Genomic DNA, 26,552 nt, shown 5'->3' with positions numbered 1-26,552 from the left:
CGATGGGCGTTTCGGTCGGTTGGCTGGCGGTCAAAGGCAAGGATGGCGATGCCGTCCTCGCCGCTCTCGACCTGGTCCGCAATGAGCAGACCACGACCGAGCCGCGTCGAGGCTACGCCATCGAACTGCCGTCCGGCTGGTTTGTCGTCGTCACGCGGTTCGCCTCGCCCCTGATCGCGGAGGAATCGCTGCGCCCGCTTTCGCGTGGCTGCACGGTGATCACCTGCGAACAGGAGGAGCACGTGATGGTCAGCGCCGCCACGTGCTACGTCGATGGCCTGCGCACATGGCATGTCGAGCACGACGGGGAGGGCGACGACGTCCGTCACATCGTCTCGCATGGCGAACCACCGCCGGCGTTCGATGCCATCCACGCCCGTATCGAAGCATTGCAGGATGCCTCCGATGCCGAAGGCGACGATGTCGACCATTTTTATTCGCTGCCGCCCGAGCTGGCGCAGAGCGTGACCACCTTCGACGTGGACCTTCCCGCCAGCGCTTACGGCAAGCTGGTGTTCACCGGCTGGACGGCGAAAGAAACCCTGGCGCCGGGCGCCACTCCGCAGCTCCCACGGAAGCTGCGGCGTGAGATGGTCAAGGCCCGCGCCGCGCGTCCGTGGTGGAAGTTCTGGTAAGCGTCGGGGCGCTTACTTCGATACGTTACGGCCCAGCGATAAACCCTTCAGCACGTTGAGCGCCTGCGACAGCGGATAGTCTTCGATCGCGAGCTTGCCGTCGTCGTCGTTGGCGTTCTTGTCGTCCGACGACGCTTTCTCGTTCACCAGATGATTGGGCAGGTCGGCTTCCGAGCCGATAAGCGCGGGCGGCGTGTCGCTCTTGTTCACGGAGAGGTCGGCCAGCGCGATGTCCGGCTTGATGCCTTCGGCCTGGATCGAGGTGCCGTTGGGGGTGTAGTAGCGTGCGGTGGTGATCTTCACCGCGTGGTCCTGATCCAGCGGCAACACGGTCTGCACCACGCCCTTGCCGAAGGTGCGACGACCCATGATGAGTGCGCGGTGGTTGTCCTTCAGTGCACCGGACACGATCTCGGCGGCGGAAGCCGTGCCGTTGTCCGTGAGGATGACCATCGGTGCGCCCTTGAGCAGATCGCCCGGGTGGGCATCGAAGTGCAGGTTGGCGTCCGGCAACCGGCCCTTGGTCGTGACGATGGTGCCCGAGTCCAGGAAGGTGTCGGCGACGCCGACGGCCGTGGTCAGCAGACCGCCCGGATTGGAGCGCAGGTCGAGCACGGCGCCCCGGGGCGCGCCGTTCTTCGTGATCCAGTCCGAGAGCTTCTTGTCGAGGTCGGTCGACGTGTCTTCCTGGAACTGGCTGAGACGGATGTAGACGTAGCCGGGGTCGAGCTGACGCAGCTTGACGCTGGTGACTGCGATGCGCTCGCGCACCAGCGGCATGTCGATCGGCTTGTCGGATTTCTCGTGCAGGATGGTGAGCGTGACCTTGCTGCCGGGATCGCCTCGCAGTTTCTTGAACGCGTCGTCGATGTTCTGGCTGTCGACGACCATGCCGTCGACCTTGAGGATGGTGTCGCCCGGCTTGATGCCAGCACGCGACGCGGGGGTGTCGTCGATGGGCGACACGATCTTCAGTGCGCCTTCGACCTGCAGGACTTCGATGCCCAGACCGCCGTACTGGCCCGTGGTGTCCTCATCGAGTTCGTCGAGGCCTTCCTTGTCGAGGTATTCGCTGTGCGGATCGAGGTTCTGGAGCATGCCGCTGATGGCGGCTTTCATGATCGTCTTGTTGTCGAGCTTCTCGACGTAGGCCTGCCGAACGATCTGGTACACCCGCGTGAAATTGCGAATGTCGTCCAGATCGACGGCGTCGTCGGCCTGAGTGGCGACCTTCGCCGCCGTGGTCGACGATGCGGCGGGGGCGTCGGGCTGCTTCAGCGCGGGCTTCGCCTGTTGCGCCTGGACGGTGGGAACCGCGATCGCACCGGCGAGAGCCAGTGCGAGGGCGAGGCGAAGGGGGTGCTGACGCATGCCTGTCTCCGGGGTCAATGCTTCTTGCTCAACCAGCCACGCGCGTCGATGGGTTTGCCACCCTGGCGCAGCTCGAAGTACGCGCCGTTGTCGCCGGCGGGTGCGGCGGCGGTGCCGACCGCCTGGCCGGCCTCCACCGTGTCGCCCACGCCGTGCAGCAGCGTCTCATTATTGCCGTACATGCTCATGAATCCGTTGCCGTGGTTCACGATGATCATCATGCCGTAGCCACGCAGGAAGTTGGCGAAGACCACGCGGCCGCGCGCGACCGCTTTCACCTCGCTGCCGCGCGGCGCGACGATGATGACGCCGCTGCCGAACGCGTGCACCGGACCGTTGGCCGGCCAGGGCAGGTTGCCGCGCATGTTGCCCACCGGTGCCGCTGCGGGCGTGCCCTTGGGCGCAGGCGCCGCCTCGACGGCCGCCCGGGCCGCCTCGGCCTTCGCCGCGTCGTCGATCACCTTCTGCAGGCGGCCGACCAGTGAGTTCATGTCCTGCTCGTTCTGTTTCAGCGCGGCCATACGCTGGGCCTGGTCCTTGTATTTCGAGTCCGCCTCGGCCACCAGTTTCGCCTGGCTGGCGCGCTGCTTTTCCAGTTCCGCGGCGCGCGACTCGCGCTCCGCCCGCGTCGCCTCGAGCTTCTGCTGTTCAGCGGTGATGGCGGCTTCGACCTCCTGCAGGCGGGAAAGATCCGCAAGCAGGCCGCGGATCTTCTCGACCCGGTTGTCCTGAAAATATTTCGAGTAGGCCAGGGCGCGCGAGATCCGGTTGACGTCTTCGTCGCCGAGCAGGAGCTGCAGATCCGAGCCGCGTCCGAGCGTATAAGTCGCGCGGAGCAGGTCGCCGAGGGCGTCCTTCTGCTTCGAGAGGCCCGCTTCCATCTGTGCCCGCTGCGCGTTCAGCTGCTCCAGGTCGTGCTGGCGCTGCTGGAGGTCGCCATCCGTCTCGCGCACCGCCCTAGCGGCGGCGGATACCTGCTCGGCCTGTTTCGCCAGCGCGGCGTTGGCGCTGTCACGGGCGTTGGCGGTCTCGCGCTGCTCTTTCGTCAGGTTGTCGATGTCCTTGCGGACACCTTCGAGCTTTTGCCGTGCCTCGTCCTGCTGGGACCGCGTCTTGCCATCCTGCGCCGCGTGGGCGGGCAGGAGGGGCGTAAGCGTGGCGATGGCGAGGGTCAGGGCGAGTGGCAGACGGAAAGTTGGGCGCATAGGGTCGATTATTACCTATCCGGGCCCGGTAGGAGTCAGCCCTGCCGGCGATTCGGGGTCGCCTCGCCGTACGGCCTGGTATGCCCCGCAACCCGCCCCATGCCTCATTTTCCCCGACTGGTCTTTCGTTCCCTTCCGTAAGATTTCCGTTGGCTTTCCGTTTGGACGTCCGAACGCTTTGACGCGCCGCGACAAATGTGACTAAAGTGGGCCGCTAGTTTCCTGCGTATACGTGAAGAGTCGGCCGTTCCAGGTCGCGGGGCCACGTCTGCGTCACCCCAGCAAAACCAATGGCCACCAGGAGGCGGATGGTGAAGCAAGGCATTCCGCGCCTCTATGACGAGGCGTTCGAACACGACAGCTGCGGCTTCGGTATCGTCGCGCAGATCGACGGTCACGCCAGCGCGAAGCTGGTCGACACCGCATTCGACGCGCTCGCGAAACTTTCCCACCGTGGTGGCGTCAACGCCGACGGTATAAGCGGCGACGGCTGCGGTGTGCTCATTCGCCGTCCTGTCGAATGGCTGCGCGCGCTCGCCGGCGAAGCGGGCGTAACGCTCGCCACCCACTTTGCCGCAGGCGTGGTCTTCCTCGACCCGAACGGCGACGACACCGGCGCTCGTGTGCTCGAGGCCGAGCTGGCCGCCGTGAATCTTTCCGTCGCCGGCTGGCGCGACGTCGCTGTCGACACGGATGCCTGCGGTCCGCTGGCGTCGTCTTCGATGCCACGCGTGCGACAGATCTTCGTCGACGCGCCGGGCGACCTTTCGCCGGCGAAATTCGAAGCCGCACTGTTCCGTGCGCGTCGCCGCACCGAGCTGCAGCTGGTCGACGACAAGCAGTTCTATGTGGTCTCGCTCTCGGGCGAGGTCGTGGGCTACAAGGCGATGGCGGCCCCCGGTCGTCTTCGTCAGGTCTATCCGGACCTCGCGCACCCGGCGCTGGTCGCCGACGCGGTGGTCTTCCACCAGCGTTTCTCGACCAACACGTCGCCGCAGTGGCGCCTCGCCCAGCCGTTCCGCCTGCTCGCGCACAACGGCGAGATCAACACCATTCGTGCCAACCGTCGCTGGATGCAGGCCCGCACGGCCGTCATGCGTTCCGAGCTCGTCGATCTCTCCGACATCGGTCCGCTGGTGCGCCAGAGCGGCTCGGATTCGGAAAGTCTCGACAACGCGCTCGAAGTGCTGCTCATGGGCGGCATGGATCTGCTCACCGCCATGCGCGTGCTCGTGCCGCCGGCTTACGCCGCGCGCGAAGACATCGACGAAGATCTCGCCGCGTTCTACGAGTATTACGCGCTGCATAGCGAGCCGTGGGATGGCCCCGCCGGTTTGGTGATGTGCGACGGCCGTTACGCCGCCTGCACCCTGGACCGTAACGGCCTGCGTCCCGCGCGCTGGGCGTTGTCCGACGACAATCATCTGATCGTGGCGTCCGAGGCCGGTCTGTGGGACGTCCCGTCGTCGCGTATAGTCGCCAAGGGTCGTCTTGCGCCCGGCGAGATGATCGCCGTGGACTTTCGCGAGCACCGTCTGCTGCGTGACGCCGACATCGACGCGATCAACCGCCAGCGGGCACCGTTCCGTGACTGGCTGCGCGACGGCGTGACCTATCTCGAGTCCGACCTGATCGATCCGAGCCTGGCGGCGGAACCGCTGCCCGCCGACGAACTGCGCCGCTACCAGAAGCTCTACGGCCTGTCGCGCGAAGAGTGCGAGTCGGTGCTGAAGGTGCTGGCCGAAACCGAGGCGGAAGCCACGGGCTCGATGGGTGACGACACGCCGATGGCCGTGCTGTCGCGACAGATCCGTCCGCTGTTCGATCGCTTCCGCCAGGGCTTCGCCCAGGTGACGAATCCGCCGATCGATCCGCTGCGCGAGCGCCTGGTGATGTCGCTGGTTACCCAGATAGGCCAGGAACGCAACATCTTCGATCTCGGCCCGGAGAACGCGAAGCAGATCCTGCTCAACTCGCCGATCCTTTCGCAGCGCAAGCTGCGTCAGATCCTGGCGAATGAGGACTATGCGGACACGCCACGTTTCGACCTCATGTACGGCGCGGACGAAACGCTCGAGCAGGCGCTCCTGCGTATCTGCGACGACGTCGAGAAAGCCGTGCGCGCGGGCGTGCGTATCGTGTTCCTCAGCGACCGCTATCCGCGCCGCGATCTGTTGCCGATTCATTCGCTGCTGGCCACCGGTGCCGTGCATGCGCGTCTGGTCGACAAGGGCCTGCGCTGTCAGTGCAACATCATGGTCGAGACGGCGACGCCGCGCGATCCGCATCACTTCGCGTGTCTGCTCGGTTTCGGCGCCACCGCGATCTACCCGTGGCTGGCCTACCAGAGTCTGTTCGACATGGGCCGCAGCGGGCACATCCGCAACGGCGAAGGCGCTCCGCGCGAGATCGGCCGCAACTACCGTCGCGGCATCCGCAAGGGCCTGCTGAAGATCCTGTCGAAGATGGGTATCTCCACGGTGGCGGGTTATCGCGGTGCGCAGCTGTTCGAGATCGTCGGTCTGGCGCCGGAAGTCGTCGCCGCCTGTTTCCCGGGCACGCCGTCGCGTATCGGCGGGTCCACCTTCGCCGACCTCGAGCAGGAGCAGCGTCTGCTCGCTGCCGAAGCCTGGGACGAAGCGCACGCGCTGCGTGCCGGTGGCCTGTTCAAGTACGTGCACGGTGGCGAGTTCCACATGTACAACCCGGACGTCATCGCCAGCCTCCAGGTGGCGGTACGTACGGGCGACTACGCCGACTACGCCAAATACGCGCGTTACGTCGACACGCGTCCGCCGTCCGCACTGCGCGATCTGCTCGTGCCACGCGCGACCACGCCCATTCCGCTGGACGACGTCGAACCGGTCGAGGACATCCTCAAGCGTTTCGACTCCGCCGGCATGTCGCTCGGTGCGCTGTCGCCCGAAGCGCACGAGGCGCTCGCTATCGCGATGAACCGACTCGGCGCCCGCAGCAACTCGGGTGAGGGCGGTGAAGATCCCGCGCGCTACGGCACCGACCGTGCGTCCAAGATCAAGCAGGTGGCCTCGGGTCGTTTCGGCGTCACACCGACGTATCTGGTCAACGCCGAAGTGCTGCAGATCAAGATCGCCCAAGGCGCCAAGCCGGGTGAGGGCGGTCAGCTGCCGGGTCACAAGGTCGACGCGACCATCGCTCGTCTTCGTTACGCGAAGCCGGGTATCGGTCTGATCTCGCCGCCGCCCCATCACGACATCTATTCCATCGAAGACCTCGCCCAGCTGATCCACGACCTCAAGGAAGTGAATCCGCAGGCGCTGATCTCGGTGAAGCTCGTCTCGCACGCGGGCGTCGGCACTGTGGCCGCCGGTGTGGTCAAGGCGGGCGCGGATCTGATCACGGTTTCCGGCCACGACGGCGGTACCGGTGCCAGTCCGCTCACCTCGATCAAGTACGCGGGTACCCCGTGGGAGCTGGGTCTGGCGGAGACGCAGCAGACGCTTCGCCTCAACGACCTGCGCGGTCGCGTGCGCCTGCAGACCGACGGTGGTCTGAAGACCGGTCTCGATGTCATCAAGGCGGCGATGCTTGGCGCCGAAAGCTTCGGCTTCGGCACCGGTCCGATGGTCGCGCTCGGCTGCAAGTACCTGCGTATCTGCCATCTGAACAATTGCGCGACGGGCGTCGCCACGCAGCACCCGATCCTGCGGCAGAAGCACTTCCTCGGGCTGCCCGACATGGTGATGAACTACTTCCGCTTCATCGCGGAGGACGTGCGCCAGCATCTCGCGCAACTGGGTGTCCGCTCCATCGCCGAACTCATCGGCCAGAGCGGTCGCCTCGAGCAGCGTGACGGCGTGACGCCGGTGCAGGAACGCCTCGATCTGTCGCCGCTCATCAGCGAAGACGGCATGGGTGAGAAGGTCGACTTCGCCTGCACCTTCGCGCGTAACCCGATGCGCGACCCCGCGGCGCTCGCCAGTCGCATCGCGGCGGAAACGCGAGAAGCGGTGAAGGATGGCCTGGGCGGCACGTTTACCTACCCGATCGCCAACACGGATCGCGCCATCGGTGCGCGGCTGTCCGGTGACGTCGCCCGTCGCTGGGGCGATATGGGCATGGCCGGCAAACCGGTGAACCTGCATCTGCTCGGCGCGGCAGGGCAGAGTCTCGGTGCGTGGAACGCCGCCGGCGTCAACATCGATCTGATCGGCGAGGCCAACGACGGCGTCGGTAAGGGGATGGCAGGTGGCCGTCTGGTCATTCGTCCGCCGGCCGATTCGCCGTTCGCCAGCCAGGACGCCTCGATCATCGGCAATACCTGTCTGTACGGCGCGACCGGTGGCGAACTGTTCGCCGCGGGTCAGGCCGGCGAACGCTTCGCGGTGCGCAATTCCGGCGCATTGGCCGTCGTCGAAGGCGCGGGCGACCATTGCTGCGAGTACATGACCGGTGGCGTCGTCGCCGTGCTGGGACGCACCGGACTGAACTTCGGCGCCGGCATGACCGGCGGTTTCGCCTACGTGCTGGACATGGAGCGCAATTTCGTCGATTGCTACAACCACGAACTCGTCGACATCGTGCGCATCTCTCACGAAGGCATGGAACATTACATGCAGCATCTGCGCCAGCTGATCGCCCGCCACGCCGAACTCACCGACTCCGCCTGGGGTCGCAAGGTACTCGGCGATTTCCGTGGCCTGCTGCAGCGCTTCTGGCTGGTGAAACCCAAGGCCGCGAGTCTCGACGCGCTGGCCGAAGAACTGCGGAGCGCGGCATGAGTTCGAAGGACTTCCGCTTTCTCGAAATCCCCCGCCAGACGCCGCGCACGGTGCCGGTGGCGGTGCGCGTGCTCGGCTACGGCGAGATTTCCGGCGACTTCGCGTCGTCGGAAGCCGCGTCGCAGTCGGAGCGTTGTATCGACTGCGGTAACCCGTATTGCGAGCACGCCTGCCCGGTGCACAACTACATCCCGAACTGGCTGAAGCTGGTCCAGGATGGCCGGCTGTTCGAAGCGGCGACGCTGATGCACGAGACCAACCCCTTGCCGGAGATCTGCGGTCGCGTCTGTCCGCAGGATCGTCTCTGCGAAGGTGCATGCACCCTCGAGCAGGGTGACTTCGGTGCCGTCACCATCGGCAGCGTCGAACGCTGGGCGACGGACGAAGCGATTCGTCAGGGCTGGCGCCCCGATCTGTCGCGTGTGAAGGAAACCGGTGCGCGCGTCGCCATCGTCGGCGCGGGTCCCGCTGGTCTGGCCTGCGCGGATCGCCTGCGTCGCGCGGGTATCGCCGCCGATGTGTTCGACAAGTATCAGGAGATCGGTGGTCTGCTGACCTTCGGCATTCCGCCGTTCAAGCTCGACAAGTCCGTCGTGCGCACGCGCCGCATGGTGCTCGAAGGCATGGGCGTGACCTTCCGCCTCGGCATCGAGATCGGTCGCGACATCGCGTTCGACGAGTTGCTGGCGGATTACGACGCCGTGTTTGTCGGTACCGGCGCATACACCTATGTCGACGGCCGGCTCGACGGTCGCGATCTGGTGGGTGTGCACGACGCGCTCCCGTTCCTCATCGCCAACACCGACCGTCTCTTGCGCGAAGAAGAGCCGGCCGCCGAATACGATCTCGCCGGCAAGCACGTCGTCGTGCTCGGCGGCGGTGACACCGGCATGGACTGCAACCGCACGGCGATTCGTCTCGGTGCCGCGTCGGTCACCTGCGTCTATCGTCGCGACGAGCCCAGCATGCCGGGCTCGCGTCGCGAAGTCGGTTACTCCCGCGAAGAGGGCGTCCGCTTCCTGTTTCAGCGTCAGCCGACGGCCCTGGTCGGTGAAGATGGCCGTGTGAAAGCCGTTCGTGTCGTCGAGACCCAGCTGGTCGAAGGCGACGACGGCCGTCCGCGTCCGCAGAACGTACCGGGCAGCGAAACCGATCTGCGCGCCGACGTCGTCATCCAGGCCTTCGGCTTTCAGGCGAGTCCGCCCGACTGGTGCGACACGTTCGGCATCGAGCGCGATCGCAGCGGTCGCATCGTGGCCGGTGGCGAAGGCCGCCTGCCGCTGCAGACCAGCAACCCGCGCGTCTTCGCCGGCGGCGACAACGTGCGCGGTGCGGATCTTGTGGTGCGTGCCGTCTACGACGGTCGCGAAGCCGCCGCCTCCATCGCACGCATGCTCGCCGCGAAGAAAGCCGAGGTCACCGTCGCGGCGTAAGCGTGCCGGTGGCACCGGTGAACCGGTGCCACCGTGTTCTGGCGGGAGCCAGCCCGGTTGCTCCCAGCGGGGCGTCGGCTCCCGCCAGGCCGGTGTCCACAGGACGGCTCGAGGGCGCACAATAGCCGCAATGCTTCCCCAGGCTCCGACCCCCTCATGTGCCTGATCGCCTTCGCCTGGCGCGCCCATCCGCGCTGGCGCCTCGTGCTCGTCGCCAACCGCGATGAATTTCACGCCCGTCCCACCGCGCCGCTCGCCGCGTGGGATGAGGCACCGCAGATCCTCGCCGGTCGTGATCTCGAAGCCGGGGGAACCTGGGCCGGCGTCGCTCCCGATGGCAGGGTCAGCGTCATCACCAACGTCCGGGACATGACCGCCGACCACAGCGGCCTCTCCCGTGGCCTGCTGGTCGCGGACTACCTCGGCTCCACGTTGCCGGCGCGGACGCACGCGATCGAACTCATGGCCAGCGCGCGGGACTACCGGCCCTTCAATCTGCTGACCTTCGATCGCGACGACGCGTATTACCTGGGCAATCATCCCGTTGCCCGCGCGCAGCCGGTCGAAGGCGGCGTGCACGGTCTGAGTAACGCGGACTTCAATGCGCCCTGGCCGAAGACACGTGCACTTGTGGGTCGCCTTTCCGATTGGCTGAACCATGGCGCTGGCCACGACCTCGCGCCCAACGCAAACGCTGAAGCCAACACCCGCCGTGCAGCCAAGGTCGTTGGCGCCACTGCGACTGCGGAAGGCACACTGGAGTCGCTCTTCGCCATGCTCTCCGATCAGGGTCGCTGGCCCGATGACGTGCTCCCCGACACCGGCATCGGTATCGAACGGGAGCGCTTTCTCTCCAGCGCCTTCATCGTCGGCGAAACCTACGGCACCCGTGCCAGCACGGTCATCCTGGTCGATCACGACGGCCGCACCACGATCGCCGAACGCCGCTTCGGCCCCAACGGCGTCCCCCAGGGCGAAACCCGCCTCACCGCCGATCCGGCCGTTTAACCCGGACGCCGGTCCAAACGCCGAGTCTTGCGATGCCCCTGTAGGAGCCAGCCCTGCTGGCGATTCCCGCGCCAGCGGGCACCCCATCACGCCCCTTTCTTGGCCCCAGCGCGAAAGTCTTTCCTCCGGTCAGCGATTGATCCCGTCCCACACCGCCCCGACGATGATGGAGGTCTACCCCTCATCCATCCGGAGCCGCCCCATGAACATCGACCTCAGCAAGCGCAGCGCCATCGTCACCGGTTCCACCGCGGGCATCGGCCTGGCCATCGCGACCGGCCTCGCCGTCGCCGGCGCCAGCGTTGTCATCACCGGCCGCACCCAGGGTCGCGTCGACGAAGCGATCGCCGCCGTAAAGAAGGCCGCGCCGAATGCGACCGTCACGGGCGTAGCCGCCGACCTCGGCACGGCCGAAGATGCCGCCGCCCTGATCAAGGCCGTCCCCGAGACCGACATCCTGGTGAACAACCTCGGCATCTTCGAGCCGAAGGACTTCTTCGCCATCGACGACGCCGAGTGGAGCCGCTTCTTCGAAGTGAACGTGAACTCCGGCGTGCGTCTGTCGCGTCACTACGCCAGGGGGATGGCCGAGCGCGGCTGGGGTCGCGTGCAGTTCATCTCCAGTGAGTCGGGCGTCCAGGTACCGGCTGAGATGGTCCATTACGGCGTGACCAAGACGGCGCAGCTCGGCGTGTCGCGTGGTCTGGCTGAAGTGCTCTCGGGCACGGGCGTCACCGTCAACGCGATCCTCCCGGGTCCGACCTTGTCCGAAGGTGTGAGCGAGTTCTTCGGTAAGATCGCGAAGGATCAGGGGACGACGATGGAGGCGGTCGAGAAGGACTTCATCCAGACGCATCGTCCGACGTCGCTGATCAAGCGCCTGCTGAGCGTTGAGGAAGTCGCCAACGCGTCGGTTTACCTCGCGTCCGAGCAGGCGTCGGGTACGACCGGTGCTGCGATTCGTGTCGATGGTGGCGTGACGCGGTCCATCATCTGATCGGGCGGGCTGCTGTCGCAGCCCATCGCCGACAGGGTTGGCTCCCACCGAAACCGGCACCTGGTCGGAGCCAGCCCACTGGTGAGAACACGCCGCCTCAGTCGGTCAGCTGACAGACGATTCTCAGAAACGCCCCATCATCGCGCTGAAAATCCGACCGCGCACCGTGAAACCGCTCGTCGGATAAAGCGATCGATTCCACCCGGTCCATCCGGAGCGTCTTCCACCCCTGCGATGCACCGGAAGCGCTGCCGCCGCTGACCTGATAAGCGCTGAGCAGCCGGTCACCGGAATGGTCGTCGCCATACACATGGGGCTGCACGACACGCTGCGCACCGCCGTATCCGACCACGAGCAAGCGCCGCTCACGAATGGCACGACAAACGATCGCGCCGGAATCGGACGTCATGCGCCCAGATCGCCGTCCACGTAAAACCAGTGCCCGTCTTCGCGTACGAAACGGCTCGTCTCGTGCATCCGTTCCGCACTGCCACCGCCCATGCGCAGGCGTGCGACGAAGGCGACGATCGCCGTATCGGGCGAGGGATTCTCGTGCCGCTTCACAGTCAGACCCAGCCACGTGGGCCTGGGAGACTGGCTCGCGAGTCCAAGTGCCGCAGGACGCGTCGATACATGCCAGGTCGCGAGCAGGTAGTCCTCGAGTCCGAAGACGTAAGCCGTATAGCGCGAGCGCATCAGCGCTTCGGCCGTAGGCGCGGGCACACCGCCATGCCATCGGCCGCAGCATGCGACGTAGGGCGTATCGAGCCCGCAGGGGCAGGTAGCGGGGCTTGCGCTGCTCATTCGGGTTACTCGACCTTTCCGGACATGATCAGAGGCGCGAGATCGTAGCCCATCGCCACCGCCTGCGCCTTCAGGGCCTCGAACGTTTTCCGGTCCAGCGTAGGCTCCCGGGACAGAATCCACAGGTACTTGCGCCCCGGCTGCCCCACCATCGCCCAGCGATAATCATCGTCCAGCGCGATCACCCAGTAATCCGCCCAGACCAGGGGCACCCACGACAGCCAGGCTGGCGCGAAGCGCACCTGCAGTTTGCCCCGTGCGTAAGGTTCCGGACGACGGGCCACGCCGTCGCTGGCGATGGTCTTCCCCTCCGCCGTGACGCAGGAGTTGCGCACGGCGACCGTGCCGTCGGGGTTCGGGGTGTAATGCGCGGTAACGTCCTTCTCGCACTTCCGTTGGAACCACATGGGCAGGCGGGCGATCTCGTGCCACGTTCCGGCATAGCGCTGCAGGTCGAGATCGGAGACGGCCGTGACCGGCGTGCTTGCGAGGGCACCGGTCGAGGCCATGGACAGGAGAAGGGCCGTGAGGGCAGAGCGCATGGCGGAGATTCCGTTGGGGCGACCCCCTACGATGCGTATCGGGGGTGAACCCCGTTTGAATTTGCGATCGACGCTGGGTAACGTCGCGCCATGGATCACCGATCACCCCCTGCCCGAAGGCCCCTGCTCCGGCGCTTGCGCGACCGATTCGGCGCGCGCGGCACGGTGCACCTGGACCGCGAGGCGCAGGTCATCGTGCATTGCCCGGCGCGTTTCCACGCCACGGAACTGGCACTGGAGCAGGTGACGCGCGTCGAGGCGGGCAATCGCGACGACGGCTCGTTCGAAACGGTTTTCCTGTATTTCCACGCGGAAGGCGTTTCGCCACTGGCCGTGTCCGAGAACGACCGGGGATTCACCGAACTGGTCCGCGACCTCGGGAAGGCGTTCCCCGGCATCGGGGACTGGCAGGCCGCCGTGCCTCCGGTGGCCTTTCAGCTCACGTCCGTCGACCTGTGGAAGCGGGAAGAGCCCCAGGCGCCGGAAGATCCGGCGGTCGACCACGTCGCCTGATCGAACCGGTCGGGTCAGGCGATTCGGATCAGAAGGGCGGTCGCGTTATCGCGCAGCGTCACCGACCGCGGAGCGATAGCGGTGTCGCCCTGAGCGCAGGCTTCGCCGTCGATGGTTGCCTCGCCGCGCGCGACATGCAGCAACGCGATGTTCGAGCCGTCCATCGTAACGGGCCCGCGCACGACATCGATCCGTCCCGAGGCTTGGCCGCGCCGCACCATGAGATTGAAATCACGCGTCGCGCCGCCGGCAAGCCGCACGTCCACCCGTGCCTCACCCGCAAACGCAAACGGCTCGCAGGCCGTCGTCAACGCATGCTGACGCTCACAGTCGAGGGTCATCGTGAATCCATCGCCTTCGAGGAGAACGATCGTGCGATCGATGCCTGCGAACACCGAGAACGGCGAGGCCGTATCCACGTCGGCGATGCTCACACGCCACAGAAAATCATCCATCGTCGCGCCCGGCGGCTCGACCACGATCTCACGCGTGATGCCGAGGCCGTTCTTCCACGGCACGGCTTTCAATGCGTCGAAGCGGACGATGCTCATGCCACGCGCTCGATATCGCGTGCGAATGGCGGCAGCGCGCGCAACATGCCGGTGCCGTAGCGCTTGGTGATCACGCGACGGTCGAGCAGCACGATGCGCCCCGTATCCGTTTCGGTACGAATCAGCCGGCCGCAGTACTGCGTGAGAATACGCGTCGCGTCCGGCACGCTCACCTCGATAAACGGATTGCGTCCGCGCGACTCCAGCCACTCCGCATAGGTCGCGCCTACCGGATCGGTCGGCACGGCAAACGGAAGCTGCGTCACGACCACGGTCTCGCACAGCTTGCCGGGCAGATCGAGGCCCTCGCCGAACGAGGCGAGGCCGAACAGCGTGCTGCCCTTGCCGGCTTCGATGTCTTCGCGATGTTCGGTAATGAGCTGCTGCTTGGACAACGAACCCTGCGCGCGCACCTTGCGCACGAACTCGATCGGCAGGGTCTGCAGCACACGGTCGAGCTTGGCTCGCGAGGTGAACAGCACGAGGTTGCCCGCGTCCCAGTCCAGGTTTTTCGCCAGCCACTCGGAGATTTCCCGAGCGTGGCCTTCGCGGTCGTCCGGCAAGGTGCGCATGCTCGGCACACTCAACGTCGCCTGATTCTCGAGATCGAATGGCGATGGAAGGCTCAGCGTGACGGCCTCATTGGGCAGTCCGACGGAGTCCGCAAACCCCCGGAAATTTCCGCCCGCGCTCAACGTCGCCGAGGTCATGACCACCGCCGACGCGTTGTCCCACAGCACGTTACGCAACAGGCCACCCGCGGAAACCGCGGATGCATGACAGACCAGCTGCTGCTCCGGCGTCATCGTGACCCAGCGCGCCAGCGGCGGACCGTTCTCGCGATCCTCGGTCGACCAGGCATACCAGGTCTTCACCTGGCGCTCGAGGCGTTCGAGCGCGATGCCCAGCTCGCGCGACAGCGCTTCCTGCGTGGGGCCGCCCGCTTCCATCTCGACGACGGTGCGGCGCACGGTGCGCAGCCAGCGCTGGATGTCCCGCGTGATCAGGTGCAGATGCTCGGCATGCATCTTCCAGTTTTCCGGAAGCTGGCCCAGCGACGCGCGGAAGACGGGCTCGGTTTCGTTGGACGACGGCGTCCACGTCATGCGGATCTCGCGCTCGATTTCTTCGAGTGCGTTGGACATGGCCACCATCTTCTCGTCGCCGGCTTCCAGCGTGAGGTTGCCGATGCTCTCCTTGTCGGTGAGCGAATAGGCGCCGTGAATCTGGTTCTGCAGACGACCGATGCGACGCACGGCCGTGGCGAGGTGCACGTCGGCCGCGCCACGGTCGATGGCCTTGGCAGGCACGTGGTGCGCCTCGTCGAAGATGTAGAGGGTGTCTTCCGGCTTCGGCAGGATGACGCCGCCGAAGGTGTCTTCGTCGCGCGGCATGGTCAGGTCGGCCAGCACCAGATCCTGGTTGGCGACCACGATGTCGGCCTCGCCGATGGCGCGGCGGGCGACGAAGAACGGGCACACCGCGAAGGCGCCGCATTTGCGTCCCGTGCAACCGCCGGCGCTGGTCGTGATCATGCCGCGGACCAGATCGGACAGAGGCTCCGGGCTGGTGTCGATGTCGCCGCTCCACTCGCGCGACTCGAAGGCCTTGCCGAGCTTCTCGACCGCCTTGGTGTCGCGCTCCGCCGGTGGCCGTGACCACAAGGCGAGATCGGCGTCGAAATCGAAACCGGTCTGGGCGGCGGGTTCGGCACCGGCCATGCGCAGATTGCGCGGGCACAGGTAACGGCCACGGCCCTTGGCCAGCGCAATCTTGGCCTCGACGCCGCACAAGCTGAGGTATTGGGGAATGTCGCGCTGAACCAGCTGCTCCTGCAGCGCCACGGTGGCCGTCGCGATGACCAGCTTCTTCTTCTGGGCCCGGGCGACTTCCAGGCCAGCGATGAGGTAAGCCATGGACTTACCCGTGCCGGTCGGCGCCTCGATCACGGCGGCGCCCGCCGGTTCGGCCAGCGCCTTGGCGACCTCGGCGATCATCTTCAGCTGCGCCGAACGGCCGCGGAAACCCGCAAGCCCGTCCTTCAGCCGCGTGTAGGCAGCGCGGATGGCGGCTTTGGTGTCGTCGGTGAGCATCGATGGGCGCAAAAGAGGAAGAGGCAACCGGTCAAGGTTACCTCATCGACGTCTCACCCCATGACGCTCAGGCGTGACGGTTGATCCCGGCGGGCGACGCAGGGAGGCCGGCCACCAGCCCGGCGACCACGTAGGTGTGTTCTTCCCACGTGCCATCGGCTTGCTGAACGTGGATTTCCACGGGGAGGCCGAGGCTGTCGGAGAGGCCCGGCGCGAGTGCCTCCGCGGCGGCGATGGCCATGGCCTGGCTGGCGTAGCGGCCAAGCGGTGACGAGGCACGGCGGACGATCCACGGTCCCTGTGTCGATTCGCAGTGCGGAATGAACAGCTGGGCGGAACTCGAAGCCATGGGACCCTCACAGACGGTTGGGTGGACCAGACGGAAAACGCCGCGTGGCGGCGTTGAGTCGAACCTACGCCTTCCCGGCTAAAAAAGGCGTTAACCCTTGTCCGGTAAGGGCTTACGCGATAGCTCGGCGCGCCTGAAGCAGTCCGGGGCGTGGCTGTTGATCATCCCGGTGGCTTCCATCCAGGCGAACACGATGGTCGGTCCGACGAAGGTAAAACCGCGTTTCTTCAGGGCTTTGGATGCCTGCTCCGACAGCGGACTGTTCGGTGGCACCGGCCCTTCCCAAAGCATGGGGTCACCCCCCACGAAGTTCCAGCAGAAACCGGCGAAATCCTCGCCAGCTTCCCGCATGGCCACGTAGGCCTTCGCGTTGCCGATGGCGGCGCCTATCTTGGACCGCGAGCGGATGACTCCCGGATCGGCCAACAGCCGCTCGATATCGCGTGGACCGTAGGCCGCGACGACGTCCGGATCGAATCCTTCGAACGCCCGCCGGAAGCCGTCGCGACGCGCCAGGATGGTTCGCCACGACAGCCCCGCCTGGAAACCGTCCAGAACCAGCTTCTCCCATAGCCGCCGGCCGTCGCGCTCGGGCACGCCCCATTCGCGGTCGTGATAGCCGCGCAGCAGGTCGTCGGTTTCACCCCAGGCGCAACGGCAGAGGCCGTCACTCATCCGGCAAAGCCGAGGTAATCCAGCTTGCCGACGGCGACGCCGTTATGGCGGAGGATGTCGTACGCGGTGGTCACGTGGAAGAAGAAGTTGGGGATGCCGAAGGTCAGCAGGTACTCCTGCGCCGAGAAGTTGTATTCCTTATCCTTGAACTTGCGCGTGATCGTGCGCGATTCGCCCGCGTCGATGGCGGCACGGTCCACGGATTCGATCCAGGCGACGGTCGCATCGATGCGCTTGCGCAGGTCGGCGAAGGAGGTTTCGTTGTCCTCGAACGACGGCGGCTGCACCTCACCCACGCGGGCCACGGCGAACTTGGCGGTATCGCTGGCGCGCTGGATCTGGCCCGCGAGGCTGAGCATGTCCGGCGCGAGACGGGCATCGATCAGGACGGAAGCGTCGGCCTGGGCCTCCGCCTTGGTGAGCAGGTCGGACAGGACGCGGAAGCCGCGGACGAAGACGGGAACCGTGGCGTCGTAGAGCGAGATGGACATGGCAGGGCCTTTGGGTGGGCAATCGCGTTCGATCTGGGGCCGCCGCGCCGATCCACAAGGTCTCGCCCCATGCTCCGCATGGGTCTACCATCGGCCGTCTTACCCATCGACATCGCGGGTCCTCATGGATGCCACCACCGCCGCGCCCGACGCCATCGTCGCGATCCGCGGATTGACCAAAGAATACAAAAGCGGGCTGCGCGCACTGAACGGCGTGGACCTCGACATCAAACGGGGCGAGATCTTCGCGTTGCTCGGCCCGAACGGCGCCGGCAAGACCACCCTGATCAGCATCGTCTGCGGCATCGTCAACGGCACCGGCGGCAGCGTGACCGTCGACGGTCATGACATCCGCAAGGACTTCCGCGCCGCGCGCGGCCTGATCGGGCTGGTGCCGCAGGAGCTGTCCACGGATGCCTTTGAAACCGTCTGGGCCACGGTGAAATTCAGCCGCGGCCTGTTCGGCAAGGCGCCCAACCCCGTGCATCTGGAACGCATCCTGCGCGATCTGTCGTTGTGGGAAAAACGCGACTCGAAAATCATGGCGCTGTCCGGCGGCATGAAGCGCCGCGTGCTGATCGCCAAGGCGCTGGCGCACGAGCCTCGCGTGTTGTTCCTCGACGAGCCCACGGCCGGTGTCGACGTCGAACTGCGCCACGACATGTGGCAGATGGTCCGTCGCCTGCGCGAGTCGGGTGTCACCATCATCCTCACCACGCATTACATCGAAGAAGCGCAGGAGATGGCCGACCGCATCGGCGTCATCAATCGCGGTGAAATCGTCATCGTGGAAGAGAAGCACACCCTGATGCGCAAGCTGGGCAAGAAGCAGCTGACGCTGTCCCTGCAGAGCCCGTTGACCGCCATCCCCGAAGGCTTGAACGAGTGGCCGCTGGAACTGAGCGCGGATGGCCAGTCCCTGACGTACACGTTCGATACGCAGGGCGACGATACCGGTATCGCCGTGCTGCTGCGCAAGCTCAACGAGATGGGCATCGATTTCAAGGATCTTCATTCGAGCGAGAGTTCGCTCGAAGACATTTTCGTAAGCCTGGTGAGGGGTGGCGTATGAATATCCACGCGATCCGTGCCATCTACCGCTTCGAAATGGCCCGCACGTTCCGCACGCTCACCCAGAGCATCGCCTCACCGGTGCTGTCCACGTCGCTCTACTTCGTCGTCTTCGGCGCGGCCATCGGCTCGCGCATGGGCGCCATTGGAGGCGTCAGCTATGGCGCTTTCATCATCCCCGGCCTGATCATGCTGTCGTTGCTCAACGAGAGCGTCTCCAATGCATCGTTCGGTATCTATATGCCGAAATGGGCGGGCACGATCTACGAACTGCTTTCGGCGCCGGTGTCTTATGTCGAAGTCGTCATCGGCTACGTCGGTGCGGCGGCCACCAAGTCGGTGATTCTCGGGCTGCTGATCCTCGTGACCGCGCGGCTGTTCGTGCCTTACGAGATCCAGCACCCCGTGTGGATGATCGGCTTCCTGCTGCTGACCGCGGTGACCTTCAGCCTGTTCGGTTTCATCATTGGTCTGTGGGCGGACGATTTTCAGAAACTGCAGGTGGTCCCGTTGATGGTGATCACGCCGCTGACCTTCCTCGGCGGCAGCTTCTATTCCATCTCGATGTTGCCGCCGATGTGGCAGAAGATCACCTTGTTCAACCCGGTGGTCTATCTGGTCAACGGGTTTCGCTGGAGCTTCTACGGCCAGGCCGACGTCAATGTGCTGGTGAGCGTGGGAGCGACGGTGGGCTTTCTGGTCGTCTGCCTCGCCGTGGTCTGGTGGATCTTCCGTACCGGCTGGAAACTGAAGTCCTGAAGTCCCCCGCTCATGTAGGAGCGCGCCCTGCGCGCGATTTCTCCACACACCCTGCGGTTACGATGGTGGCATGAGCGAGACCGACTCCCGAACCGAGACCGAGCGCCGGACGACCCGGCTGCGTCGCGCGCAGTCGATGCTGGACCGCATGTTCCGCACCATGCCGCTGGGCGGACGGGTGCGCACCGGCGCGTTCATGGCGCTGAAGACGGTTCTTGCCGCCAGCGTGGCTTACGGCATCGGCCATGCGCTGCACACGGGTCAGGCCTTCTGGGCCGCGATCAGCGCCATCGCGGTCATTCAGCCGCATTTCGGCGATACGCGTGGCGCCGGTCGCGACCGTATCCTCGGGACCGCCTTCGGTGGCGTGGCCGGGCTGCTCGGCCTCTGGGTCGGCGGCGGTGGCGACCTGCTGTCCTTCGCCGTCGGGCTGGGCGTCGTCACTATCGCCTGCTGGACCGCCAATGCGGGTGCCGCGGCACGCGTGGGTGGCATCACGGCCGCCATCCTGCTCCTCGTGCCCAGCGATGGTCCGCTGTGGGAAACCGCGCTCTATCGACTGGGTGAAGTCCTACTGGGTACGGCGTGCGCCCTGGGCATCGGCTGGCTCGTGGCGTTCGCGGAAGAGCGCGCTGACGAGAACAAGAAGAAGGAAGAAGACGATGCATCGCATACGACACCATGAGCATCACCGCCTGGACCGCATCGGCTGGCTCCGCGCCGCCGTGCTCGGGGCCAACGACGGCATCCTTTCCACCGCGAGCCTGCTGGTCGGCGTCGCATCCGCCGCGACCGGCGGCAACCAGGTCCTGCTGGCCGGTGTCGCCGGGCTGGTCGCCGGCGCGATGTCGATGGCGGCGGGTGAGTATGTCTCCGTGCGTTCGCAGGCCGACAGTGAGCACGCCGAGCGTCAGCTCGAATCGATCGAACTGGCCGAAGATCCGGTGGGCGAGCATCGCGAGCTGACCGAGATCTACGTGCATCGCGGTCTGGACCGCAAGCTTGCCAGTGAGGTCGCCGATCAGCTGATGGCGCACGACGCGTTGGGTGCGCATCTGCGCGACGAGCTCGGCATGTCGGATGCGACGGCTGCGCGGCCATTGCAGGCTGCCGCGGCGTCGGCGGCCAGCTTTGCCGTCGGCGCGATTCTGCCCATCGTGGCTGCCGCGCTGGTGCCACGCGTGGCAATGACACCCGCGATCATCGTCGTCTCGTTGATCGCTCTCGCGGCGCTCGGGGCGATGTCGGCACGGCTGGCAGGCGCCGGCATGCTTCGCGGCATGGTGCGCATCGTGTTCTGGGGCACCGCCGCGATGGTGCTGTCCTCGACGGTCGGGCGTATCTTCGGCGTGGCGACGTAGCGGGCTAGCCGATGACGCAGCGGTTCCGTCCGCCGTTCTTGGCGGTGTAGAGCGCAAGATCGGCGCGATCGAACACCGTCTGGGGGGTATCGCCCGCCTGGAACTGTGTCAGGCCGATGGAGGCGGTGACCCGCACCGGCTGCCGGCTGGCGTGGAAGGCCAGATGCTGGATCTTCCCGCGCAGGCGCTCGCAGACCTGCAGCGCTTCGTGCTCGTCGGCGCCATCGAACACCACGATGAACTCCTCGCCACCGTAACGGGCGACGAAGTCGCACGGGCGCACATGCTTCACCAGGGCCTGGCCGATGATGCGCAGCACGGCGTCGCCGGCGGTGTGGCCGTAGGTGTCGTTGATGCTCTTGAAGTGGTCGATGTCGATCGCCGCGACGCACAGCGGGCGCGACGCCGTCTTCCATGCCTCGAACGCCACCTCGATCCGCTTTTCGTAAGCGAGGCGGTTGGGCATGCCGATCATCGTGTCGGTCTGGGCCAGCTCGTGCTCGCGTTCGAGCGAACGCTGCAGGGCGTTGCGTTCGGTTTCGAGCTGTTCGATGCGCAGGCGCATCTTTTCGGCACGGTCACGGTACGCCGTAAGACGGCTGCCTTCGCGATCGCGGAACTCGCGGAAACACGCGGCAATCTTTTCGATGCTTTCCCCGACGCGCTCGCGCAGGTCGTGAATGTCGTCCAGTTCCAGGGCGGCTTCGTCCAGCAGGCGCATCTCGTGACTTACCGAGGCGTCCAGCGCCTGACCATTGGCCTCGCCCGTCGACTGGTCGGCGAGCTCGCGCGACATGTACTGGCTCATCTCGTCGAGACGGCTGGTGACATGGCGAAGCACCGCCTGAAGCGCGTCGATTTCCCGCTGAAGGCCGATCCGCTGCTCGTTGACCAGATCCGCGAGGCGGTCACCGCACGCCGCCAGGGCGACCAGGTCGCCGGCGTCCGCGACATCGTGACGGAGGTCGTTGGCGCGGTCAGCCAGCTTCGGCAGGACGACGATACGATCGACCAGCCGGCTCAGCGCCGACTGCACGGACGATCCGTGCTCGGTGCGCTGGGGGCGGGTGATCGGGATGGAGCGTTCTTCGACGGCGTTCTGCGGGCGCTCGCCCAGCCTGTCCAGCGCCTGGCTCAGGTCGTTGACCAGTGGCTCGAGCAGCATGGCGTCCACGGGGCCGTGCAAGGCCGAGGACAGTTGCTCGATGTGCGGATCGAGCTGGTCGTTCGAGCCGTGCGCGGCACGGCCAAGGCAGCCAACCAGCTGGCGCAGCAGGGACTCGGCGGTCTTCCACTGGGTTTCCTCACGGGTCAGCCGGTCGACCGCCTCGTGATATTTGCTTTCCCACAACTGGTTGTCCAAACGCACGCCCCAGCCGTCGCGTGATAGGTCGAAATTCCGCCCATGATACGACGGGGATTGCGAATTAGCTCACGTTTTCGCGGGTAGCGCCGCAGGGACGGCACGTCCATCACCTGACGTTGCCGAAGGGCACGTCCTGGCGGTCATGGACCGCCTGAACGCGTCAGCGGCTCGTTACGCCGGGGCTCTCCTGGCGGGTGGCCCGCGCGGCGATGACCGCCCCGGCCCCGACCAGCGCAGCGGCCAGCAGGAACGGGACGCCCGGCATATGCACGCTCCGCTCCGGCGCGATCGCGAAGGCGAAGATCTGCGCAAACAGATAAGGCCCGAAGATCCCGGCGAAGCTACCCAGGCTGGTCACGGCGCCTTGCAGACGACCCTGCTCATCGGGCGCCACATGGCGCGTCATGATCGACTGGATCGGCGGCCCGGACAGCCCCCACAGTGACAGCAGCGGAATACCGATCAGGAATACCCAGCCGGTCGTGGCGAAACCCATGACGGCGAATGCCGCCACACCGAACGACAGCCCCGCGACCATGACCCGTCGCTCCCCGAAGCGCGCAGTCAGTCGACCGGTGAGGAATGCCTGCACCGATCCATCGCAGGCGCCCACGAGCGCGAGCACATACCCCACCGCCTGGGGACCCCAGTGATAACGGTAGTCGGCATAGAGGACGAACACCGTCTGCAAAACGTAATGCCCGAGGTAGAACAGGAACATCACGACCGACAGACCGAAAATCTCGCGATGCCGGCGAAGCATCTTCAGCGAGCCCAGTGGACTGGCGCTGCGCGGTTCGAAGCGTGCGCTGCGCTTCTCCACCGGTAGCGACTCCGGCAGGATGAAATACCCATAAAGGAAGTTCGCCAACGCCAGACCCGCGGCGACCCAGAACGGCAGACGCAGATCGAACCCGCCAAGAAATCCCCCGAGCGCCGGTCCGATGATGAAGCCGATACCGAACGCGCCGCCAAGCATGCCGAAGGCCGCCGCGCGTTTTTCCGGCGGCGTGACATCGGCGATGTAGGCATTGGCCGTGGTGAAGCTGGCGGCGGTCATGCCCGAGATGACGCGCCCGACGAACAGCAGCCACAACGAAGGCGCCACAGCCATCAATACGAAGTCGAGCCCAAGCCCGAGATTGGAAAGCAACACGACAGGGCGACGCCCGAAGCGGTCCGACAACGCCCCCTGGATCGGCGACGAAATGAACTGGACCGCGGCGAAGACCGTACCGAACACGCCGACCCACCACGCCGCGTTCGATACGGTATTGCCGGTCATCTGTTCGATGAGGTGCGGCAACACCGGAATGATGATGCCGAACGCCAGAATGTCGATCAGCACCGTGACGAAGATGAAGATCACGGCGGCGCGGCGCACCGGTGTGTGCGTCGCGCTTTTCGGTTCCGTCGTACTCATGGGGTGAAGTGCTTCAGCCGCGGTTTGACGATCGGGGTGGTCAGCATGGTGCTGGCCACCGCCATCAGCAGCAGCGCGGTGAACGTCTCGCTGGTGATGATGTGACGGTCGAGCAGTACGTTGACGAAGATGATCATGATCAGCGCCTTGGTCTGCAGCAGCCAGCCGATGGTCCAGGCATCGCCACGTGCCCAGCCGAGCAGCTTACCGGCGATGCCGACGCCCGCAAGCTTGCCCACGACGGAAGCGACCAGCAGCAGAGCGGCGGCGGCGAACACCGCCGTGCCTCCGACCTGCCAGTTCGTTCGCAGACCGGTGGACAGGAAGAACACCGGCATGATGACGAGCAGGACGTTGTGACGCAGGCCGTCGAGCTTTTCGAGCGTGAACCAGTCACGCTCCATCACGGCGCCCGCAAGGAAGGCTCCGACCATGAAATGCAGGCCGCACCAGTCGGCACCGTAGCCACACGCGGCCAGCCAGATCAGACCGATGAAATAGCGATCCGGCTCCGGTACCCGTGCCATCAGCCGCCGGAATGCGGCCGAGGCGACAGCGAACACGGCCAGGAAGGCCACCTGATGACCGACACGTTTCCAGTCGAGCAGGATGATCGCCAGCACCGCCCAGATCGCGAGATCGTCCAGGCTCGCATAACGCAGCACGCGCTGCCCCAGCGGTGCGCGCAGAATACCCATCTTCTCCATCAGCAGGATGAGGATCGGTAGCGCGGTCACGGCGCAGGCCATGCCGATGCCCAGCACGAATTGCCACGTCGTCGCCGCTTCACCCATCCATCCTCCACGCCAGGCCAGCATGGCCAGCGCGGCGAGGCAGCCGGTCGCAAGAGGCACGCCGAGGGCGAGGGCCGCCGTGGTCCCGCATTCACGGCGCTGCTTCCAGGCGTCGCGCAGGTCGAGCTCGATGCCGGCGATCCAGACGAAGACCATCACGGCCCACCAGGCGATGCCGTTGAGGGCACCGATGACGGGCGGTGCGAACACCGTCGTGTAGTAGTCGGGGAAGACCTTCCCCAGCACGCCCGGCCCCAGCAGGATCCCGGTAAGGATCTGCACGACCACCAGCGGTGCCCAGTAGTCGGTGCGGAAGACGCGCCAGATCAGATAAGGCACGCCAAGAATGATCGTCATCGCGATCAGGAACAGTTCCGTCGTATTCATCCGTCCTCTCCAAAGTGGGGCAGAGGGTAGCGCACCGCAGGCTCTTGCGGGCGCGATGTCACATCGGCGGCTGGGACAGTTCCTTCGCGTTGAGGAAGCCGTCCCTGTTCCTGTCCAGCTTGTGGAACTGGAGGATCAGGGTGCGCTGGAACTCTTCCAGCCTCACGGGCCTGGCGCCGGGCCGCATCGGGCCATCGTTGGCATCGAGCACGCCGTCGCCGTTGACGTCCATGCGCAGGAAGCCCTGGCTCATGTAGCGGACGTACTCGGCCTCGTCGACCTTGCCGTCGCCATTGGCGTCCATGCGTCGGAGGTATTCGGCCGGCGTCCGCGGAAAGTCCTGTGCCTGGGCGGCGACGGTCAGCAGCAGGGTGGCGGCGAAGGCGTATGGACGTCGATTCATGGACCGGGAGTCTGCGTGATCCGGTGGGGTTTGTCGCCCCGTGGTCCGGGGAGTACCTTCTGGGTTCTCGTACTTCCCGTCAAGGATTACCCCATGATTCACGAGAGCATTCTCGACACGATCGGCCGCACGCCCATCGTTCGCCTGCATCGCGTCGCCCCGGCTGGCATTTCCCTGTACGCGAAGGTCGAATTCTTCAACCCCGGCGGCTCGGTCAAGGACCGCCTGGCCATCGCGGTCATTCTCGACGCCGAGGCCAAAGGTCTCCTGAAACCCGGCGACACCGTGGTCGAGGCCACCTCGGGCAATACGGGCGTCGCGCTGGCCATGGTCTGCGCGGCCAAGGGTTACAAGTTCGTGGCGACCATGGCGGACAGCTTCTCCGTCGAGCGCCGCAAGCTGATGCGCGCCTACGGTGCCCGCGTGATCCTGACCCCCGCCGCCGAGCGCGGCAGCGGCATGGTCCGACGTGCCGAGGAGCTCGCGGCGAAGCACGGCTGGTTCCTGCCCAGGCAGTTCCAGAATCCGGCCAACCCGGCCTATCACCGGAGCACCACCGCCGCCGAGATCCTCCAGGACTTCGCTGGCCGCCGCCTCGATGCCTTCGTGACCGGCTGGGGCACCGGCGGCACACTGACCGGTGTGGGCGAGGTGCTCAAGGTCGCGCGCCCCGAGGTGAAGATTGTCACCACCGAGCCGGCCGCGGCCCAGTTGCTCGCCGACCAGCCCTGGGCACCGCACAAGATCCAGGGCTGGACGCCGGATTTCGTGCCCGAGGTACTCAACCGGAAGATCTTCGACGTCGATATCCCGGTGGACGAGGTGCTGGCCCGCGATACGGCACGCCGACTCGCCAGGGAGGAAGGCCTCTTCGTCGGAATCTCCGCCGGCGCGACGCTTGCCGCCGCCCTGAAATACGCCGAGAGCGTCGAGGAGGGCAGCGTCATCCTCGCCATGCTCCCCGACACCGGCGAGCGCTATCTCTCCACCTTCCTGTTCGAGGGCGTGGAAGAAGGCTCCGACGAAGCCTGGCTGGAAACCCTGTAGGAACGTGCCCCGAGCGCGATCTGGACGTGGCGGCTCGTGGCAGCCTCCACGCCGCCACCGCAAAATCATCACGCCATGGCGGTCATCGTGTCGGTCTCGAAACAAGGAGACAGCCATGACATTCCTGCGCAGCAAGAGCCTTCGTGCGGAACTTTTCGGCCGCGCCGAACGCGTCGTCGGTTCGATGACCGGCAGCCGCAAACATCAGGCCATCGGCACGGCGCGTGAGTATGCCGGCCGCGCGGGCTCGCTGACCTCGCAGGCGCTGGCGGAAGCGGGACGTCACGCGCGCCGTCGCCCGTTGGGCCTCGCCATCGGCGTGGGTCTGGGTGTCGGCGCCATCGCGGCGGCGTGGCTCATCGCGCGGCACAATGCCCGCGTGCGGCCCGAGGAAGACGAGCACAATCCGACGCGTCAGCGTCCGACAGACGCCAGCGGCAACGCGCTGGACGGATCGGGTGAAGACAATCCCATGTCGGGCAACACCGCCCGTTACTGAGCGACCGAACGGCCC

The 26,552-nt window shown here is 66.0% G+C and carries 26 protein-coding genes; 12 read left to right on the top strand and 14 right to left on the bottom strand.

All coding sequences use genetic code 11. The features are described 5' to 3' along the window. Nucleotides 1-2 precede the first annotated feature (2 nt). Complete coding sequence (locus B5X73_RS03760) at nucleotides 3-635, top strand: hypothetical protein (protein ID WP_079520630.1); 633 nt, start codon at nucleotides 3-5, stop codon at nucleotides 633-635. Between the two features lie 12 nt (nucleotides 636-647). Here B5X73_RS03760 and B5X73_RS03755 read toward each other — a convergent pair whose 3' ends face one another. Further along, nucleotides 648-2,006, bottom strand: a complete 1,359-nt coding sequence (locus B5X73_RS03755) for a S41 family peptidase (protein WP_079520629.1) — start codon at nucleotides 2,004-2,006, stop codon at nucleotides 648-650. Between the two features lie 14 nt (nucleotides 2,007-2,020). Beyond that, nucleotides 2,021-3,211 carry a murein hydrolase activator EnvC family protein gene (locus tag B5X73_RS03750; RefSeq protein ID WP_036116306.1) on the bottom strand — a complete coding sequence of 397 codons (1,191 nt, stop codon included), beginning with the start codon at nucleotides 3,209-3,211 and terminating at the stop codon, nucleotides 2,021-2,023. Between the two features lie 290 nt (nucleotides 3,212-3,501). On the opposite strand from B5X73_RS03750, the gene gltB reads away from it, so the two are divergent. The 4 genes from gltB (at nucleotide 3,502) to B5X73_RS03730 (ending at nucleotide 11,409) form a co-directional block, all read left to right on the top strand. Further along, nucleotides 3,502-7,971: a glutamate synthase large subunit gene (gene gltB, locus B5X73_RS03745; RefSeq protein WP_079520628.1), complete on the top strand. Its 4,470-nt coding sequence runs from the start codon at nucleotides 3,502-3,504 to the stop codon at nucleotides 7,969-7,971. Continuing rightward, a complete protein-coding gene (locus tag B5X73_RS03740) occupies nucleotides 7,968-9,404 on the top strand; it encodes a glutamate synthase subunit beta (RefSeq protein ID WP_079520627.1) in 1,437 nt (478 codons plus the stop codon). The genes gltB and B5X73_RS03740 overlap by 4 nt, the downstream gene beginning before the upstream one ends. A gap of 156 nt (nucleotides 9,405-9,560) precedes the next feature. Further along, the gene (locus B5X73_RS03735) at nucleotides 9,561-10,412 is read left to right on the top strand and encodes an NRDE family protein (protein WP_079520626.1); all 852 of its coding nucleotides are present in this window, start codon (nucleotides 9,561-9,563) and stop codon (nucleotides 10,410-10,412) included. Nucleotides 10,413-10,614: 202 nt separating this feature from the next. Then, complete coding sequence (locus tag B5X73_RS03730) at nucleotides 10,615-11,409, top strand: SDR family NAD(P)-dependent oxidoreductase (protein ID WP_079520625.1); 795 nt, start codon at nucleotides 10,615-10,617, stop codon at nucleotides 11,407-11,409. 97 nt (nucleotides 11,410-11,506) lie between these two features. On the opposite strand, the gene B5X73_RS03725 is transcribed toward B5X73_RS03730, so the two are convergent. From B5X73_RS03725 to B5X73_RS03715, 3 genes are read right to left on the bottom strand one after another with little or no spacing between them, the layout of a single operon-like run. Then, nucleotides 11,507-11,818, bottom strand: coding sequence for a WYL domain-containing protein (locus B5X73_RS03725; protein WP_079520624.1), 312 nt, complete (start codon nucleotides 11,816-11,818; stop codon nucleotides 11,507-11,509). Further along, nucleotides 11,815-12,213 (bottom strand): YchJ family protein, encoded by a 399-nt coding sequence (locus B5X73_RS03720; RefSeq protein ID WP_079520623.1) that lies wholly within the window; start codon nucleotides 12,211-12,213, stop codon nucleotides 11,815-11,817. Before B5X73_RS03720 ends, B5X73_RS03725 begins: the two co-directional genes overlap by 4 nt. A 5-nt stretch (nucleotides 12,214-12,218) precedes the next feature. Next, on the bottom strand, nucleotides 12,219-12,722 hold the full coding sequence (locus tag B5X73_RS03715; protein ID WP_254857225.1) for a lipocalin family protein: 504 nt from the start codon (nucleotides 12,720-12,722) through the stop codon (nucleotides 12,219-12,221). Nucleotides 12,723-12,890: 168 nt separating this feature from the next. Between B5X73_RS03715 and B5X73_RS03710 the strand changes: the two genes are divergently transcribed. Beyond that, nucleotides 12,891-13,268, top strand: coding sequence for a hypothetical protein (locus tag B5X73_RS03710; RefSeq protein ID WP_043692006.1), 378 nt, complete (start codon nucleotides 12,891-12,893; stop codon nucleotides 13,266-13,268). Nucleotides 13,269-13,282: 14 nt separating this feature from the next. Here the strand turns inward: B5X73_RS03710 and B5X73_RS03705 are convergent, their stop codons facing one another. The 5 genes from B5X73_RS03705 to B5X73_RS03685 form a co-directional block, all read right to left on the bottom strand. After that, nucleotides 13,283-13,819, bottom strand: coding sequence for a HutD/Ves family protein (locus B5X73_RS03705; RefSeq protein ID WP_079520621.1), 537 nt, complete (start codon nucleotides 13,817-13,819; stop codon nucleotides 13,283-13,285). Then, nucleotides 13,816-15,912 (bottom strand): ATP-dependent DNA helicase DinG, encoded by a 2,097-nt coding sequence (gene dinG, locus B5X73_RS03700; RefSeq protein WP_079520620.1) that lies wholly within the window; start codon nucleotides 15,910-15,912, stop codon nucleotides 13,816-13,818. Before dinG ends, B5X73_RS03705 begins: the two co-directional genes overlap by 4 nt. A gap of 67 nt (nucleotides 15,913-15,979) precedes the next feature. Next, complete coding sequence (locus B5X73_RS03695) at nucleotides 15,980-16,261, bottom strand: DUF2188 domain-containing protein (protein WP_036116289.1); 282 nt, start codon at nucleotides 16,259-16,261, stop codon at nucleotides 15,980-15,982. Between the two features lie 90 nt (nucleotides 16,262-16,351). Next, complete coding sequence (locus tag B5X73_RS03690; protein WP_079520619.1) at nucleotides 16,352-16,936, bottom strand: DNA-3-methyladenine glycosylase I; 585 nt, start codon at nucleotides 16,934-16,936, stop codon at nucleotides 16,352-16,354. Beyond that, entirely contained in the window at nucleotides 16,933-17,427 is a 495-nt protein-coding gene (locus B5X73_RS03685; RefSeq protein WP_079520618.1) for a DUF1993 domain-containing protein, read from the bottom strand. Before B5X73_RS03685 ends, B5X73_RS03690 begins: the two co-directional genes overlap by 4 nt. Nucleotides 17,428-17,551: 124 nt before the next feature. Between B5X73_RS03685 and B5X73_RS03680 the strand changes: the two genes are divergently transcribed. The 4 genes from B5X73_RS03680 to B5X73_RS03665 all read left to right on the top strand — a co-directional run bounded on the left by B5X73_RS03680 (nucleotide 17,552) and on the right by B5X73_RS03665 (nucleotide 20,618). After that, on the top strand, nucleotides 17,552-18,499 hold the full coding sequence (locus B5X73_RS03680; RefSeq protein ID WP_079520617.1) for an ABC transporter ATP-binding protein: 948 nt from the start codon (nucleotides 17,552-17,554) through the stop codon (nucleotides 18,497-18,499). Beyond that, nucleotides 18,496-19,257: an ABC transporter permease gene (locus B5X73_RS03675; protein WP_043692011.1), complete on the top strand. Its 762-nt coding sequence runs from the start codon at nucleotides 18,496-18,498 to the stop codon at nucleotides 19,255-19,257. The genes B5X73_RS03680 and B5X73_RS03675 overlap by 4 nt, the downstream gene beginning before the upstream one ends. A 70-nt stretch (nucleotides 19,258-19,327) precedes the next feature. Further along, a complete protein-coding gene (locus B5X73_RS03670) occupies nucleotides 19,328-19,942 on the top strand; it encodes an FUSC family protein (RefSeq protein WP_079520616.1) in 615 nt (204 codons plus the stop codon). Further along, nucleotides 19,920-20,618 carry a VIT1/CCC1 transporter family protein gene (locus B5X73_RS03665; RefSeq protein ID WP_079520615.1) on the top strand — a complete coding sequence of 233 codons (699 nt, stop codon included), beginning with the start codon at nucleotides 19,920-19,922 and terminating at the stop codon, nucleotides 20,616-20,618. The genes B5X73_RS03670 and B5X73_RS03665 overlap by 23 nt, the downstream gene beginning before the upstream one ends. A 4-nt stretch (nucleotides 20,619-20,622) precedes the next feature. On the opposite strand, the gene B5X73_RS03660 is transcribed toward B5X73_RS03665, so the two are convergent. From B5X73_RS03660 to B5X73_RS03645, 4 genes are all read right to left on the bottom strand, one after another. Further along, a complete protein-coding gene (locus tag B5X73_RS03660; RefSeq protein WP_079520614.1) occupies nucleotides 20,623-21,987 on the bottom strand; it encodes a GGDEF domain-containing protein in 1,365 nt (454 codons plus the stop codon). Nucleotides 21,988-22,144: 157 nt separating this feature from the next. Next, complete coding sequence (locus B5X73_RS03655; protein ID WP_079520613.1) at nucleotides 22,145-23,407, bottom strand: TCR/Tet family MFS transporter; 1,263 nt, start codon at nucleotides 23,405-23,407, stop codon at nucleotides 22,145-22,147. Then, entirely contained in the window at nucleotides 23,404-24,588 is a 1,185-nt protein-coding gene (locus tag B5X73_RS03650) for a cation:proton antiporter (RefSeq protein ID WP_036116279.1), read from the bottom strand. Before B5X73_RS03650 ends, B5X73_RS03655 begins: the two co-directional genes overlap by 4 nt. A 58-nt stretch (nucleotides 24,589-24,646) precedes the next feature. Beyond that, nucleotides 24,647-24,991, bottom strand: a complete 345-nt coding sequence (locus tag B5X73_RS03645; protein WP_079520612.1) for an EF-hand domain-containing protein — start codon at nucleotides 24,989-24,991, stop codon at nucleotides 24,647-24,649. Between the two features lie 93 nt (nucleotides 24,992-25,084). Here B5X73_RS03645 and cysK point away from each other — a divergent pair, with 93 nt between their 5' ends. Both cysK and B5X73_RS03635 read left to right on the top strand, forming a co-directional pair. Then, entirely contained in the window at nucleotides 25,085-26,038 is a 954-nt protein-coding gene (gene cysK, locus B5X73_RS03640) for a cysteine synthase A (protein ID WP_079520611.1), read from the top strand. Between the two features lie 115 nt (nucleotides 26,039-26,153). Beyond that, nucleotides 26,154-26,537: a hypothetical protein gene (locus B5X73_RS03635; RefSeq protein ID WP_079520610.1), complete on the top strand. Its 384-nt coding sequence runs from the start codon at nucleotides 26,154-26,156 to the stop codon at nucleotides 26,535-26,537. The last annotated feature ends 15 nt before the right edge of the window (nucleotides 26,538-26,552 follow it).

It is taken from the genome of Luteibacter sp. 22Crub2.1, from assembly GCF_900167995.1.
In the GTDB taxonomy this organism is placed as follows: Bacteria; Pseudomonadota; Gammaproteobacteria; order Xanthomonadales; family Rhodanobacteraceae; genus Luteibacter; species Luteibacter mycovicinus.
This window is presented reverse-complemented; position numbering and strand designations above follow the sequence as displayed.